Raw genomic sequence first — 15,999 nt, forward strand, 5'->3', positions numbered from 1 at the left:
CAGGTGATTACACTGTGCTCAACGATTCAGCAAAAATTTAATGTTGCTTTTATGTGAACGAATTAACACTGAGTTCAAATACTGGTATGCTGGCTGAGCGAAACTGGGCATCTTACCTTACACCTGGTGCATCATTGATGATGGCTGGTGACTACAGATAAGCCAAGAAAAATATATGACAATAAAAGCGAGGAGAGAGTCGTGCTAGAAGAATACCGTAAGCACGTGGCCGAGCGTGCCGCTGAGGGTATCGTCCCCAAGCCATTAGATGCATCACAAATGGCAGCGCTGGTTGAATCATTAAAAAATCCGCCGGCGGGCGAAGATGAATTCCTGTTAGATCTGCTGATTAACCGTGTCCCCCCCGGTGTTGATGAAGCAGCTTATGTTAAAGCCGGTTTTCTGGCGGCCATAGCCAAAGGTGAAGCCCACTCCCCACTGATTACCCCTGAGAAAGCAATTGAACTGCTTGGTACCATGCAGGGTGGTTATAATATTCATCCGTTGATTGATGCGTTAGATAATGAAAAGCTGGCGCCGATTGCGGGCAAAGCTTTATCTCACACCTTGCTGATGTTTGATAACTTCTACGATGTAGAAGAAAAAGCCAAAGCAGGTAATCCTCACGCCAAGAAAATTATGCAATCCTGGGCTGATGCCGAATGGTATCTCTCCCGCCCACCTTTGGCTGAGAAAATCACGGTAACCGTATTCAAAGTAACCGGTGAAACCAATACCGATGACTTGTCTCCGGCTCAAGATGCCTGGTCGCGCCCTGATATCCCACTGCATGCGCTGGCGATGCTGAAAAATGCCCGTGAAGGCATTCATCCGGATCAACCGGGCAGTGTTGGCCCAATCAAACAGATTGAAGAGCTGAATAAAAAAGGTTTCCCACTGGCTTATGTTGGCGATGTTGTCGGAACCGGTTCTTCTCGTAAATCAGCCACCAACTCGGTACTGTGGTTTATGGGCGACGACATCCCTTACGTGCCGAATAAGCGCGGCGGTGGTGTGGTGCTGGGCAGCAAAATTGCGCCAATCTTCTTTAACACCATGGAAGATGCGGGTGCATTGCCAATCGAAGTAGATGTCAGCAACCTGAAGATGGGCGATGTAATTGATATCTTCCCGTATCTGGGCGAAGTGCGACACCATGATACTGGCGCAATTTTAGCCACTTTCGAACTGAAAACTGACGTGTTGTTGGATGAAGTGCGCGCCGGTGGCCGTATCCCATTGATCGTCGGCCGCGGTTTGACCACCAAAGCGCGCGAATCTCTGGGCCTGCCAGTTAGCGAAGTGTTCCGTGTGGCGAAGCCGGTTGCTAAGAGTAACAAAGGTTTCTCGCTGGCACAGAAAATGGTCGGTCGTGCCTGTGGCGTTGCAGGTGTGCGCCCAGGTGAATACTGCGAACCTAAAATGACCTCGGTCGGTTCACAAGATACCACCGGCCCAATGACCCGTGATGAGCTGAAAGACTTGGCGTGTCTGGGCTTCTCCGCTGATCTGGTGATGCAGTCATTCTGTCATACTGCGGCCTATCCGAAGCCTGTAGACGTGACCACTCATCACACATTACCTGACTTTATTATGAACCGTGGCGGCGTGTCACTGCGCCCGGGTGATGGCATCATCCACTCATGGCTCAACCGTATGTTGTTACCGGACACTGTCGGTACCGGTGGTGACTCCCACACCCGTTTCCCTATCGGCATTTCCTTCCCGGCGGGTTCTGGTCTGGTGGCCTTTGCGGCAGCAACAGGCGTAATGCCTCTGGACATGCCTGAATCGGTGTTAGTGCGCTTTAAGGGTAAAATGCAGCCGGGTATCACCCTGCGTGATCTGGTGCATGCTATCCCTTACTACGCGATTCAGGAAGGCCTGCTGACAGTTGAGAAACAAGGCAAGAAGAACATCTTCTCTGGTCGAATTCTGGAAATTGAAGGCTTACCAGAGCTGAAAGTTGAACAAGCATTTGAGCTGGCTGATGCTTCCGCCGAGCGTTCTGCTGCCGGTTGTACCATCAAACTGGATAAAGCGCCGATCATTGAATACTTGCAATCCAACATTGTGTTGTTGAAGTGGATGATAGCGGAAGGTTACGGCGACCGTCGTACACTGGAGCGCCGTGCCAATGGTATGGAAAGCTGGTTGGCTAACCCAAATCTGCTGGAAGGTGATGCGGATGCGGAATACGCTGCGGTGATCGAAATCGATCTGGCGGAAATAACCCAGCCGATTCTCTGTGCGCCTAATGATCCGGATGATGCCCGCTTACTGTCAGATGTGGCTAATAGCAAAATCGATGAAGTGTTTATCGGCTCCTGCATGACCAATATTGGGCATTTCCGTGCGGCCGGTAAGCTACTGGATCAACACAAAGGCCAGTTGCCAACCCGCCTGTGGGTCGCGCCGCCGACCAAAATGGATGCCGCGCAACTGACCGAAGAGGGCTACTACAGTGTCTTTGGTAAGAGTGGTGCCCGTGTTGAGATCCCAGGCTGCTCGCTGTGTATGGGTAACCAGGCACGTGTAGCAGATGGGGCGACGGTTGTTTCTACTTCGACCCGTAACTTCCCGAACCGCTTGGGGAATGGGGCGAATGTTTATCTGGCTTCGGCTGAACTGGCAGCAATTGCATCACTGCTTGGGCGTCTGCCAACTCCTGATGAATATCAAACTTATATGGCTCAGGTTGATAAGACCGCAGCAGATACTTACCGGTATCTGAATTTTGATCAGTTGAGCCAATATACGGATAAAGCGGATGGTGTGATTTTCCAAACCGCCGTGTAAGCCGCTATACCTGCAACACCAATTACCTTGGGTATTGATGTATAATACCTATCTGACGGGAGGCCTATGGCCTCCCGTTTCTATTTTAAAAGTGAAATATTGCCGCTATTTACTGGCTTTGCGAGCTTGCGCCAAGTGAGATAACTCAATACGGTTACAATAATTAGAAGGGCATCAGGAGGACGTGCTATGGACTATGAATTTTTGCGTGATTTAACCGGGCAAGTACTGGTCAGATTCTCCATGGGACATGAAGTGATCGGCCACTGGCTCAATGAAGAAATTAAAGGCGATTTAGCCAAACTTGATCAAATTGAAGCCGCCGCAGCTGAAGTCAAAGGCAGTGAACGCCAGTGGCAACTGGATGGTCATGAATATACCTTGTGGCTGGATGGTGAAGAAGTGATGGTGCGCGCCAATCAATTAGATATTGAAGGCGACGAGATGGAAGAAGGGATGAATTACTATGACGAAGAAAGCCTCTGCCTGTGTGGTTTAGAGGACTTTCTGCGGGTGTTGCAAGGCTATCGTAACTTCATCATTTCTAAATAAAATATTTACTCCAAGATCGTGGAGTTGCTGCCTACCTGCGGCTTCAAATCCGAAGGGGTGTGCGGCTGGCAGACCAACATAACAACGAGCCGAGCACTACCATAGCAACACCCGGCCAGAATGCGGCTGAGGGGGGAGTATTGAGCCATAAACTGGCAATCAGTATTGATAACAAAGGTGTGAAGTAAGACAGGGCAGCGACCAGTGTGGCGTTGCCTTTTTTCATGGCGATATCCCAGCATAGATAGGCCAGTGCGGTATTGGCCCCCATCAGCAGCAGTTCAAAAGTGGCGCGTTGGGTGAAATGCAACTTACCGGGTGTCAGCATAAAGAACATCACCCACAGGCATAGCGCACAGGCGAGCAGAAACAGTGGCAATGCCCCAGGCCCTCGGCTGTATACCCGCACCAGATTGGAGTAACCGGCCCAGGTAAAGGCCGCAATTAGCGCCAGACTATAAGCCAATGGGTTACTGCTAACATTGGCACTGAGCACTTTGATATCCAGCCCATTCCCACCACTGACCACCCAAATCACACCAAACAGGGCCAGCGCTGCGCCCGGCCAGAGCCACCATCGTGCACGGAGTTTAAGTAACGGTACCGCCAATAGCAGCGTCAGGCTTGGCCACAGGTAATTGATCAGACCGATTTCGAGAGTTTGCTGGCGATCATTCGCCATTCCAATGGCTAAGGCAAAAGCCACCATATACACCACAAACAGCAAACCACAACCGTATAGATAAGCCGGATGTTGCCCGCGTACGGTCGGTTTACCCGCCACCAGCCACACCAAAATACCACTGACGGTGTAAATGGCTGCACCCGCGCCAAATGGCCCTAACGTTTCAGATAACCCACGCGTCAAGGCGACACTCATGCTCCAGAGTAGGATCGCAATAATGCCATACAGGGTCGGGAGGCGGTTCATAACAGGGGCATCATCCTTGTGCGATATTAGACGGAGAAAATAGGATCTTCTTATACCTTGCGGGTCAGGGCGATGGGAATAGTGGGAGATCAATTATTGCTTAATTATGTCATAGATCCACCACCGTTATTATTTAATCGAGATCTGTGCTTTCTGATTATCCACTAATAAGTTTTAGTTTAATAAACAATAAATTAATAAATAAACTCAGCCAAACCACGATAAAAAACCGCCCCGAAAGTGGTTAAAATACGAGCTATTCCTGAGTTGTATCTTTAATTGACGGAATAAAGGATAACCGGCAGAAGTGATAGCACTCTGCGACTTCTTCAGTACACATATCAGGACGGTGATGTTATGGCAGAATTCAGTAATGCACGGATGCGCATCGCCAGTTGGCTTCTGATTTATCTTACCGCAGTACAGCCGCTGCACCCGGCAATTGCTGTGGGGTTTAAAGGGTTTAATACTCTTAATCAGAACAATGTGGCAATCATCAGTCGTGGACTAAATCTTCACGGTGAAATCCGTGCTAATCAGCTTGATGTGATACTGGCTACCAATCAGGTTGGCTATCAAAACGGTGATATCCAGCCACTATTATCAAAAGAGACAAAGCCCTTAATAGTATTAGATACCAAAGAGTTGGGCGGTATGTATGCTAATAGTATTCGATTAATATCAATGGAAAAAGCGAACACTGTTAATGCTAAAAATATCGTCAGCCATAAAGGTGATATTAGGTTTGATGTCGCAGGTGATATTAAGGGAGGTTATTGTTCCAGAGTCCGTAGGTTTCAAATATGTCAAATTGGCCTGTGAAAAGTATCTCCAACTTCATCCTGAAGATACCGATAAAGTTAAAACCCTACTTGCTCAACTGCCTTAATCAAAAATCCCGGCGAAAAACCGGGATTTTAGACTTGATATTACCCAAACGACATCACACTTCTGGCACATTGCGGCCATAGTAGATTTCCTGCATTTCTTTATAAAGCAGGTGGGTAATTCGTTCTCTCTCTTCCGCGCTTAGCTCTTCTGGCTTGGCGTTAAACAGATAATGCTTCAAATCGAAATCTTTCAGCATCATTTTGGTATGGAAGATATTTTCTTGATAAACATTCACATCCATCATGTGATACAGCGATTTCATATCGTCAGACATGAAGTTCTGAATCGAGTTGATTTTATGATCGATGAAATGTTTTACCCCGTTGATATCACGGGTAAAACCACGCACCCGATAATCCATGGTGACAATATCGGATTCCAACTGGTGGATCAGGTAATTCAGTGCTTTCAGCGGTGAAATGACGCCACAGGTCGAGACTTCGATATCTGCACGGAAAGTACATAATCCACCTTCAGGGTGGCTTTCCGGATAGGTATGGACGCAGATATGGCTCTTGTCCAGATGGGCGACAACGGCACTTGGCAGCGGGCCTGGGTGCTCTGATGTATCAACATCGCGTGGATCAACCGGCTCTTCGCTGACCAAAATCGTGACACTTGCCCCCTGAGGATCATAATCCTGGCGGGCGATATTCAAAATATTCGCGCCAATGATCGAGCAGGTTTCAGTCAAGATCTCAGTCAGGCGGTTGGCATTATACTGTTCGTCAATGTAGGCGATATAGCCATCGCGGTCGTCTGCGGTCTTGGCATAACAAATATCGTAAATACAAAAACTCAGGCTTTTAGTCAGGTTGTTGAAGCCGTGCAGTTTAAGCTTGGACAATTTAGTTCACCTCCTTACGGATTATCAACGTTTGGTCGTTAAGGCATCCAGCAGATACTGCGGCAAAGCAAAGCTGCCGACATGAATGGCTGGGTTATAGTAGCGGCAGGTCAGACCCGCTTCGACAAAACGCTGTTGTAGCGTGGTGATATCCAACTGGCGCAACTGTCGGTTTTGCGTCGCCCAGGCGAAGGTCATGATACCGCCGTAATATGTCGGAATGGCTGCCTGATAAAAACTGACATCTTTAAAATAATGGCTAAGCTTATTATGGCTATCAACCGCTTCATCTTGTTGCAGGAAGCACACGCCGTTTTGTGCAACAAAGATGCCGCCTTCATTCAAGCTACGGGCACATCCTTCATAGAAAGCCGATGTGAACAGGCTTTCCCCTGGCCCAATGGGGTCAGTACAGTCAGAGATAATGACATCGAACTTTTCCGTCGTTTGATTAACGAAGTTGACGCCATCATCAATAACCAGCTTGAAACGGGGGTCATCATAGGCTCCCGCGCTATGATTGGGCAGATACTGGCGGCAGAACTCGACCACACCGGCGTCAATTTCTACCATGGTAATCTGTTCGATATTTTTGTGACGGCTAACTTCGCGTAGCATCGCGCCATCGCCGCCACCGATGATAAGCACTTTCTTTGCCTGACCGTGGGCCAACAAAGGGACGTGTGTCATCATTTCGTGATAGATAAACTCATCGCGTTCGGTGGTCTGCACCACGCCATCCAACGCCATTACCCGACCCAGCACAGGGTTCTCAAAAATCACCAAATCCTGGTGCTCGGTTTTCTCGCGGTACAGTACATTTTCTACTGAAAAATACTGGCCGAAGTTGGCATGTAATGTTTCATACCATAGTTCTTTCTGTGACATGTTCGGGGCTTCTCCTTCGCAGTAACAGCCATGAAAAATGGGGGCAACATCATAGCCAACTCTAGCTGAGGTTGCACGGCTGAATTTTAGGCTGAAAGGGTAAATGCGGGATCGCTAGTTAGCGTAGGCCAATAAACTTAAAGAGTCACGAGCCAGAGATTTGCATTTGGTAGGAGCTGGGATCGCAATGCCCCGCAGGTCGCGATAGCTCTCTTCGCCCAAGGCTTTCATATTAAAGCTATTGTAGTTACGCAGATCCCAGCGATTTTGTTGAGCAAAATAGACAATTGCCCGTTTGATTTCATTATTGGGTAATTCGTTATAGCCACAATCATTTTTCAGATAAACGAATACCGCAGTCAGATCGGCAAGATCTTCTGCTTCAGATTCACTTAATGCAGAACTGGCAGATGAGAATCCGCACAGAGTGAGCAGCAGCATAACTAATGTTGTTCTTTTCATAGCGGAGACTGGCTTATTCATTGTTAGCAGACGTTATCACACTGTGATGGTTCAGAGTAAATTTTATTATGCTCCCCGTGTGGGTATATACGGGGATTGATTCACAAAGTGATTGATTACTCCTTGACCTTCCCTCAAGGGGAAGGTTTATGCTGGCGTACAATGCTGTTTTTGTACCCTGTAGGCACTTACGCACCATCACTTACCCACAATCAAGAATGGAGACGACCATGCATCGCCGTGATTTTATTAAGTTAACGGCAGCTCTTGGAGCCGCCACTTCACTGCCTTTATGGAGCCGCGCGGCTTTGGCCGCAGATTTTTCACCTTTACCCATCCCGCCATTACTTCAACCCGATACCCGTGGCAACATTAATCTGAACATCCAAACGGGTTCTATGGCCTGGTTGCCCTCTGCCGCCACTCAAACCTGGGGCTATAACGGCAACTTATTAGGGCCAGCGATCCGCTTGCAGCGCGGTAAGCCGGTCACGATTAATATCACCAATTCCTTACCGGAAGCCACAACGGTGCACTGGCACGGACTGGAAATTCCCGGCGACGTCGATGGTGGGCCACAGGCGCTGATTCAGCCGGGGGCCAAACGCCAGGTAGCATTTACAGTAGAACAACCCGCCGCCACCTGCTGGTTCCATCCCCATACCCACGGTATCACCGGCCGTCAGGTCGCAATGGGGCTAGGAGGATTAGTGCTGATAGATGATAGTGACAGCGAAAAACTGCCGCTGCCGAAACAGTGGGGCGTGGATGATATCCCGGTCATTTTGCAGGATAAATTATTCGGTAAAGATGGCCAGATTGATTATCAACTGGATGTAATGACGGCTGCGGTGGGGTGGTTCGGTGATCGAATGTTCACCAATGGTGCTCAGTATCCGCAGCAAATTACCCCGCGTGGCTGGGTGCGCTTGCGGCTGCTGAATGGGTGTAATGCACGATCTCTGAATCTGGCTCTTAGCGATGGCCGCCCAATGTATGTGATTGGCAGTGACGGTGGTCTCTTGGCCGAACCAGTTGCGGTGCGCGAATTGCCGATACTGATGGGCGAGCGTTTCGAGGTGTTGCTGGATACCTCAGATGGCAAGGCACTTGATTTGGTCACTTTGCCGGTAAAACAGATGGGCATGACATTAGTGCCATTTGATAAGCCACTGCCGGTATTACGGCTTCAACCTTCATTAGTTGCAGGCAGTAAAGTGCTGCCAGATTCATTGGTCGTGGTGCCGCCACTTGCTGATGCCACAGGGCTGCAAGAGCGTTGGTTCCAACTGATGATGGACCCTAAACTGGATATGCTGGGCATGCAGGCGTTGATGAGCCGTTATGGTATGCAAGCTATGGCAGGGATGAGCATGGATCACGGCAATATGGGCGGGATGGATAATGGCGGCATGGCAGGGATGGACCATGGCAATATGAAAGGTATGAATCATGGAGCGATGACCGCGGCTCCTGCTTTTGATTTCAGCCATGCCAATATGATCAATGGCAAAGCCTTTTCCATGACCGAAGCAGCATTTGATGCCAAACAGGGCAAATATGAGAAATGGACGGTTTCCGGTGAAGGCGACATGATGTTGCATCCATTCCATGTTCACGGTACGCAGTTCCGTATTCTGACCGAAAACGGCAACCCACCTGCGGAGCATCGCCGTGGTTGGAAAGATACCGTGCGAGTGGAAGGCGCTCGCAGTGAAATATTGGTGCGTTTTAACCACCTGGCCCCAACCAGCAACCCTTATATGGCTCACTGTCACCTGCTGGAACATGAAGATACCGGCATGATGCTGGGCTTTACTGTCAGTGCTTAGGGCTATCAACAGGTTATATCTGCGGCGGGTGAGTCCGTCGCAACCTGGCTCAGGCTATGGTAAACTCAGCGGCTTTCTTGTGGCAAGCAACGTAAAAAAGCGACGTTAATACCTATGAAACACACTGTAGAAGTCATGATTTCCGAGCAGGAAGTCAAAACCCGAATTGCCGAACTAGGCCGCCAAATCTCCGAACATTACCGCGACAGTGGCAGTGAAATGGTGCTGGTCGGGTTGCTCCGTGGCTCATTTATGTTTATGGCTGATTTGTGCCGCGCCATTGATGTTTCCCATGAAGTCGATTTTATGACCGCCTCTAGCTACGGCAATGGCATGAGCACCACCCGCGATGTAAAAATCCTCAAAGACTTAGATGAAGATATCCGCGGCAAAGACGTGTTGATTGTTGAAGATATCATCGACTCAGGTAATACCTTAAGTAAGGTGCGTGAAATTCTGCAACTGCGTGGCCCGAAATCATTGGCTATCTGTACGTTGTTGGATAAACCCGAGCGCCGCGAAGTACAGGTGCCGGTTGAGTGGGTCGGCTTCACTATTCCTGATGAATTCGTGGTGGGTTACGGTATTGATTATGCTCAGCGCTATCGGCATTTACCCTATGTCGGTAAAGTTGTCATGTTTGACGAGTGATCGAGAGCGGCTACTGCGTGCCGGCATTTTAGGCTGATTGAGCCGAGTAGTTAATGGGAGAGAGTTAATGGGAGAGGGTGCGTTTGAACACCCTCCCATAACAACTTATTAGTTTTGTCTGTTTGGTTGCAGTATTTTAGCCATTGCTTCGCGGTACTTGATTTCTAGTTCGCTGAGGCTGGTACTCGAGATATTTAAATCCGTCAGTTTGCCGTCTTCAATACCATAGACCCAGCCGTGAATCATGGCTTTCTGCCCGCGCTTCCAGGCGGAACGAACAATAGTCGAATGGCCCAAGTTATACACTTGCTCTACCACGTTGATTTTACATAGCATATCGCTGCGTTCTTCGGCTGGTAGTTCACCCAACAGCGTGCTGTGTTTAAACCAAAGATCGCGAATATGCAGTAACCAGTTGTCGATAAGCCCTAATTCAAGGTCTTTTTTCATTGCGGCTTCAACACCGCCACAACCAAGGTGACCACAGATAATGATATGCTCGACTTGCAAAACGTCGATGGCATATTGCACCACGGACAAGCAGTTCAGATCAGTATGGATAACCAAATTGGCAACATTGCGGTGAACAAACAATTCCCCAGCTTTCAGGCCGGTTAACTGTTCTGCTGGGACGCGGCTGTCTGAACAACCAATCCACAAAAACCGAGGTTTCTGGGCTTCCGCCAAGTGTTCAAAAAAACCAGGATCGTCTTTACTAATGGCTTTAGACCAGACGTCATTGTTCGCGAGGAGCTTCTCTATTTCTTTCATTAATGTAAATAGCCTGTAATGAACGGATTGCGATAGGATAATATACGACAAGGATCACGATTTTAAAATCGGAACAGTGACTTTGTTGTTGGTACAATTTTTGTCTGCGCAACATCTTCTCTGTATCTAACTGCTTCCCTTTGCCCCCGTAACTTGCCCTGACAGGGAGGGTTAAGCAAGTCACGGACATGCAGTGACCGCTGGGAACTCATAGAATAAGGTTCTTTTTTACTTATGACATATGCACTGGAAATAACGCAGCTGACCAAAACCTATGCGGGTGGCGTTCAGGCTCTGCGTGGCATTGATCTGCACGTAGAGGCAGGCGATTTTTATGCACTACTTGGGCCTAATGGCGCGGGTAAATCCACCACTATTGGTATTATCAGCTCATTGGTGAACAAAACTTCTGGCAAGGTGACAGTTTTTGGCTACGACATCGATCAAGATATCGTCAATGCCAAACGCCAACTCGGGCTGGTACCACAAGAGTTCAACTTTAACCCGTTTGAAACAGTATTACAGATTGTGATTACTCAGGCTGGTTATTACGGTGTCACGCGGCGAGAGGCGATGCAACGAGCTGAAAAATACCTTAGCCAGTTGGATTTATGGAACAAACGTAATGAGCGCGCTATTCGTCTTTCTGGTGGGATGAAGCGCCGTTTGATGATTGCTCGTGCTCTAATGCATGAACCTAAATTACTGATTCTCGATGAACCGACCGCAGGGGTAGACATTGAGTTGCGTCGCTCCATGTGGGGGTTCCTCAAAGAGCTAAATGCGCAGGGGACTACCATCATTCTGACCACTCACTATCTGGAAGAAGCGGAAATGCTGTGCCGCAACATTGGCATTATCCAGAATGGTGAATTGGTGGAAAATACCACCATGAAACAGTTGCTTGGCAAGCTTGAGTCAGAAACCTTTATTTTTGATCTGGCGATTAAAAGCCCGCTGCCGAAGCTGGAAGGGTATGGTTATCGTCTAACAGATACCTCAACGTTGGAAGTTGATGTTAAGCGTGAACAAGGCCTGAATGGTCTGTTCAGCCAACTGAATGCTCAGGGAATACAGGTACAAAGTATGCGTAACAAGGCTAACCGTCTGGAAGAGCTATTTGTCACCTTGGTTAACGGCAACGGGGGAGAAAAAGCATGACCCGCCTGTATTGGGTAGCACTACAGAGTATTTGGATCAAAGAGATCACCCGTTTTGCTCGCATCTGGATTCAAACTCTGGTGCCACCGGTGATTACTATGTCGCTCTATTTCGTTATTTTCGGCAACCTGATTGGTTCCCGAATTGGTGATATGGGGGGCTTTGATTATATGCAGTTTATTGTGCCAGGCCTGATAATGATGGCGGTGATAACAAACTCCTATGCTAACGTCGCAGCCTCATTTTTTGGCGCAAAATTCCAGCGCAGCATTGAAGAATTGCTGGTTGCCCCAGTTCCTACCCATATCGTAATTGTGGGTTATGTGGGCGGTGGGGTAGCGCGTGGGATCTGTGTCGGCATCCTGGTGACCATTGTTTCGCTGTTCTTTGTGCCGCTGCATGTCCACTCTTGGTCAATGATTGCACTGACATTAATGCTGACGGCAATTCTGTTTTCGCTTGGCGGATTGTTGAATGCCGTGTTCGCCAAAACATTTGATGATATCAGTCTGGTGCCGACCTTTGTGTTAACACCCCTGACGTATCTGGGCGGGGTATTTTATTCGCTAGCCTTGCTGCCACCGTTCTGGCAAGCGGTATCAAAACTTAATCCTATCGTGTACATGATCAGTGGCTTCCGTTACGGATTCCTCGGAATTACTGATGTGCCACTGGTATTTACCATAGGTGTATTAGTAGTGTTTATCGCGGTATTTTATGCTTGGGCATGGTATTTGATAGAGCGTGGTCGCGGCCTACGCACCTAATCCCCTGCGGCCTTGGCGCTACAGCGGTGTTGGCTACGTCCACTTACCCGAATCACTTACTAATGTAAGCTCATCGGGACGCGTTGACTTGCCGCCTTGCTGTAACACCAATGACTTTGGGGATGTTCTGCGGCCTTGGCGCTACAGCGGTGTTGGCTACGTCCACTTACCCGAATCACATTACTAATGTAAGCTCATCGGGACGCGTTGACTTGCCGCCTTTGGGGGATGTTGTGCGGGCTAGACGTTGCAGCGGTGTTGGCTATGCGCATCTCTGCAACGTCAGTGACTTTGGAGCGCATCCTAAAGCTCACTCGTAAATCATTAGTTAGTTAATTGTTGTTAATGCTGGAATTTAATCATAATAAATAATGTTCCCGTCTAATATCGTCTTTCTCAACTTCAAGTGTCTCGTGCTATGCTGGCGCACCAGATTTTCCCTTTTTTAATTCAGCGCCAAATGCGCATAAGTAGAACGATAATGTGGCATAAAAACAGAATAGCTATTGGGATGCTACTCGGTATTGTCATGTCGGTAATAATGCCGGCAACCCATGCAGATCTTCTGCCAGACGAAGCAGTTCTTACCCCTAAATATATGGTGACAGCCCGTGACAGCGAAATATATTCGCTGGTGGGTGAACAGGTCATTCCTGTCGGTGAGGTTAAGGAAGATCAACTTATTCAGGTTTTGCCCGCAGCGGCAGAATACTATGAGTTTAAATTTGGTAACGGTATCGGCTTTATTGATAAAGACGATTTACGTGATATCAATAAAGCGCGAAAAAACAACGATATATTGGGGGATTTGAATAAACCTCTACCGAACCAAAATATTATTATCAAGCGCGAAACGCCGGTTTATCTGACGGCAGATGTCGACAGCGAACAATTTGCTACCTTGGGCGAAAATTTGCGCTACCCGATTGTGGGTAAGTTGAAAGACAAGCTAAGTAATACTTGGTATCAGGTTAATATTGGCGATCGTTTGGGCTATGTCAGTAGTAGTGATGCTGAAATAGATAATGGCATTCCTATCCTGACTTATCACCATATGTTGAAGAATGAGGAAAATAAACGTTTCCTTAATACCTCGACGACAACCTCTGATGCCGCGTTTAGTAACCAGATGACTTATCTCAAGCAGACAGGTTACGACACGATTTCTCTTTATCAGCTTGAAGGTTATCTCAATAACAAGATTAATCTGCCAGGGAAAGTGGTAGTGCTGACATTTGATGATGGCCTTAAATCAGTCCATCGTTATGCTTATCCGATTCTAAAAGAAAATGGTTTCCGGGCTACCGCTTTTATTATTTCATCACGTATAAAACGTCACCCACAGAAATGGAATCCTGACTCATTACAGTTTATGAGTATTTCTGAATTGAAAGAGATTCAGGATGTATTTGATATTCAATCTCATACACACTTCTTGCACCGGACGGACAATAAACGTAATCCAATCTTATTGAGCCGCTCTTATCACAATATTGTTTTTGATTTTGAGCACTCTCGCCGTGCATTATCGCAGTTTAATCCGCACGTGGTTTTCCTGTCATATCCGTTCGGTGGCTTTAATTAAACGGCGATTGATGCTGCTAAAAATGCCGGTTTCCATTTGGCGGTAACGACGATGCAGGGCAAGGTTAAACCCGGTGATAATCCGTATACCCTCAAACGGCTTTATATTCTGCGTACGGATTCAATTCCGACTATGGCAGAGCGTATTGCCAATGAACCTGGCCAGCCGGTTGCCCCTGCACCTGCGGTGATGGAATCTGATTAGTTATTTCATTGTGTAATATGAAGATAAGAAAAAGGTGCTTTAATTAAGCGCCTTGAGGTTGCTGACAAACCGACTTTGTAGCTCCGAGACTGGCGGGTTGACTGCACCGATGGGCGCTCCGGCGGCGCACGCCGCTACGACCCATTCGGCACATTTCCCCGCCCTGCTACTTTGTCAACGGTCTGAGGCGCTTTAATTAAGCGCCTTTTTTTATTGTGCGGCTTCAAGTACAAAAGGTCATTAAGCGACCTGAACGGGGACGGCTTTAGCCTTGCGTTGCAGCTGATTTTCACCTTCAAAATACGCCACTTTGGGGTGGTGCAGGCGGGCATCAGCATCAGACATCTGGACATAGGAACAGATGATCAATTTATCACCCACACAGGCACAGCGTGCTGCCGCACCATTCACCGAGATAATTCGCGAACCGCGTTCGGCGGCAATGGCATAAGTCGAAAAACGCTGACCATTATCAACGTTATAAATATCAATGGCTTCGTATTCTAAAATCCCAGCGGCTTCCAGAAAATCCTGATCAATAGCGCAGGAACCTTCATAGTGCAAATCAGCTTGAGTGACTTTCACCCGGTGCAGTTTGCCTTGCAACATAGTGCGTATCATAACTCTTACCTTTGACCCCGGTTATTGCCCAGAATAAGTCTGGCACCTTATCCCATCATCGACCGATTTAGGGAGAAGTGCTCAGTTTTGCTGATTTTATATCGCTTGTCTATGGCTGACTTTATATGCTGGTTTCGCCATAATCTACTTTTTGAAATTAACTATGTAAATCAACCTGTTGATTGTCAATTAGGCGTGCTTTACCCAGCCAGGCGGCCATGAGAATTATCGCTTGTTTGCTGTCAACCGTCAGTGGCTGTAAGCTTTGAGCATCGCGGATAAACAGTTCATCTGGGGTAAAGCCAGCATCACGTAATTGTTCTGCGGTATCAGCCAGTAAATCATCAATCTGCCGTTCGCCCAAGGCGAGTTTCTCAGCCAACGCCTGCATTATCTTATAAAGCTGTGGTGCGATTTTACGTTCTTCAGCGCTCAAATAGCCATTGCGAGAGCTGAGTGCCAGGCCATCTTTGGCTCGCACAATGGGCACGCCGACAATATTGATGTCATAGCCCATATCCGCCACCATTTTGCGGATCAGCGCCAGTTGTTGGTAATCTTTTTCACCAAAACAGGCTACATCCGGCTGAACCAGATTGAACAACTTGCTAACGATAGTCGAAACACCACGGAAATGGCCGGGGCGGCTGGCGCCTTCCAAAATGGTCGAGAGGGCAGGGACGTCAACATAAGTCTGAGCTTCCAGACCCGCCGGGTAGACATCAGCGGCTGCCGGTGCAAACACTAAATCAACGCCGTGGCGGGTTAGCTTCTCGCAATCTTCTTGCAAAGTGCGTGGGTAGCGGGCCAAATCATCTGGGCGTTCAAATTGCAGCGGATTGACAAAAATACTCACGACGACAACATCGGCACGAGTTTTGGCATCTTCCACCAATGTCATATGCCCTTCGTGCAGGTTGCCCATAGTAGGCACCAGTGCAACTCGCTTACCCTCTTGACGCCAACGGCGGATTTGCTGGCGTAACAGTGGCAAAGTTTCAATAATCAGCATTCTTTTCTCCGTATACCCGTCATCT

General features: G+C 48.1%; 13 protein-coding genes and 3 pseudogenes. 9 read left to right on the forward strand and 7 right to left on the reverse strand.

The window, feature by feature from the left end; all coding sequences use genetic code 11:
- The first annotated feature begins 201 nt into the window (after positions 1–201).
- Both acnB and yacL read left to right on the forward strand, forming a co-directional pair.
- Positions 202–2,799: a bifunctional aconitate hydratase 2/2-methylisocitrate dehydratase gene (gene acnB / locus FGL26_RS19620; RefSeq protein WP_138060266.1), complete on the forward strand. Its 2,598-nt coding sequence runs from the start codon at positions 202–204 to the stop codon at positions 2,797–2,799.
- A 189-nt stretch (positions 2,800–2,988) separates the two neighbouring features.
- Entirely contained in the window at positions 2,989–3,351 is a 363-nt protein-coding gene (gene yacL / locus FGL26_RS19625) for a protein YacL (RefSeq protein ID WP_005167120.1), read from the forward strand.
- A gap of 43 nt (positions 3,352–3,394) precedes the next feature.
- On the opposite strand, the gene yddG is transcribed toward yacL, so the two are convergent.
- Positions 3,395–4,282, reverse strand: coding sequence for an aromatic amino acid DMT transporter YddG (gene yddG, locus FGL26_RS19630; protein WP_005167123.1), 888 nt, complete (start codon positions 4,280–4,282; stop codon positions 3,395–3,397).
- A gap of 438 nt (positions 4,283–4,720) precedes the next feature.
- Here yddG and FGL26_RS19635 point away from each other — a divergent pair.
- Positions 4,721–5,056 (forward strand): annotated as a pseudogene (locus tag FGL26_RS19635) (two-partner secretion domain-containing protein); the annotation flags it as partial.
- A pseudogene (gene cdiI, locus FGL26_RS21535) lies at positions 5,055–5,171 on the forward strand (ribonuclease toxin immunity protein CdiI); the annotation flags it as partial. The pseudogenes FGL26_RS19635 and cdiI, both read left to right, overlap by 2 nt.
- A gap of 54 nt (positions 5,172–5,225) precedes the next feature.
- Here the strand turns inward: cdiI and speD are convergent.
- From speD to FGL26_RS19650, 3 genes are all read right to left on the reverse strand, one after another.
- A complete protein-coding gene (gene speD, locus FGL26_RS19640) occupies positions 5,226–6,020 on the reverse strand; it encodes an adenosylmethionine decarboxylase (RefSeq protein WP_005156788.1) in 795 nt (264 codons plus the stop codon).
- Between the two features lie 24 nt (positions 6,021–6,044).
- Positions 6,045–6,908 (reverse strand): polyamine aminopropyltransferase, encoded by an 864-nt coding sequence (speE, locus tag FGL26_RS19645; protein ID WP_005167130.1) that lies wholly within the window; start codon positions 6,906–6,908, stop codon positions 6,045–6,047.
- Positions 6,909–7,022: 114 nt separating this feature from the next.
- Positions 7,023–7,370: a YacC family pilotin-like protein gene (locus tag FGL26_RS19650; RefSeq protein WP_005167131.1), complete on the reverse strand. Its 348-nt coding sequence runs from the start codon at positions 7,368–7,370 to the stop codon at positions 7,023–7,025.
- 230 nt (positions 7,371–7,600) lie between these two features.
- Between FGL26_RS19650 and cueO the strand changes: the two genes are divergently transcribed.
- Together cueO and hpt are read left to right on the forward strand one after the other, a co-directional pair.
- Positions 7,601–9,202: a multicopper oxidase CueO gene (gene cueO, locus FGL26_RS19655; RefSeq protein ID WP_032912579.1), complete on the forward strand. Its 1,602-nt coding sequence runs from the start codon at positions 7,601–7,603 to the stop codon at positions 9,200–9,202.
- 114 nt (positions 9,203–9,316) lie between these two features.
- Positions 9,317–9,853, forward strand: coding sequence for a hypoxanthine phosphoribosyltransferase (gene hpt / locus FGL26_RS19660; RefSeq protein ID WP_005167149.1), 537 nt, complete (start codon positions 9,317–9,319; stop codon positions 9,851–9,853).
- A 108-nt stretch (positions 9,854–9,961) separates the two neighbouring features.
- Here hpt and can read toward each other — a convergent pair whose 3' ends face one another.
- Entirely contained in the window at positions 9,962–10,624 is a 663-nt protein-coding gene (gene can, locus FGL26_RS19665) for a carbonate dehydratase (protein WP_005167152.1), read from the reverse strand.
- Between the two features lie 234 nt (positions 10,625–10,858).
- Here can and FGL26_RS19670 point away from each other — a divergent pair, with 234 nt between their 5' ends.
- The 3 genes and pseudogenes from FGL26_RS19670 (at position 10,859) to FGL26_RS19680 (ending at position 14,341) form a co-directional block, all read left to right on the forward strand.
- Positions 10,859–11,785 (forward strand): ABC transporter ATP-binding protein, encoded by a 927-nt coding sequence (locus tag FGL26_RS19670; protein ID WP_005167154.1) that lies wholly within the window; start codon positions 10,859–10,861, stop codon positions 11,783–11,785.
- Complete coding sequence (locus FGL26_RS19675) at positions 11,782–12,552, forward strand: ABC transporter permease (RefSeq protein WP_005156782.1); 771 nt, start codon at positions 11,782–11,784, stop codon at positions 12,550–12,552. Before FGL26_RS19670 ends, FGL26_RS19675 begins: the two co-directional genes overlap by 4 nt.
- A gap of 481 nt (positions 12,553–13,033) precedes the next feature.
- A pseudogene (locus tag FGL26_RS19680) lies at positions 13,034–14,341 on the forward strand (polysaccharide deacetylase family protein).
- Between the two features lie 240 nt (positions 14,342–14,581).
- Here FGL26_RS19680 and panD read toward each other — a convergent pair.
- Together panD and panC are read right to left on the reverse strand one after the other, a co-directional pair.
- Positions 14,582–14,962 carry an aspartate 1-decarboxylase gene (gene panD / locus FGL26_RS19685; protein ID WP_005156780.1) on the reverse strand — a complete coding sequence of 127 codons (381 nt, stop codon included), beginning with the start codon at positions 14,960–14,962 and terminating at the stop codon, positions 14,582–14,584.
- Between the two features lie 157 nt (positions 14,963–15,119).
- Complete coding sequence (gene panC / locus FGL26_RS19690; RefSeq protein ID WP_005167161.1) at positions 15,120–15,974, reverse strand: pantoate--beta-alanine ligase; 855 nt, start codon at positions 15,972–15,974, stop codon at positions 15,120–15,122.
- Between the last annotated feature and the right edge of the window lie 25 nt (positions 15,975–15,999).

The organism is Yersinia enterocolitica subsp. enterocolitica (assembly GCF_901472495.1).
In the GTDB taxonomy this organism is placed as follows: Bacteria; Pseudomonadota; Gammaproteobacteria; order Enterobacterales; family Enterobacteriaceae; genus Yersinia; species Yersinia enterocolitica.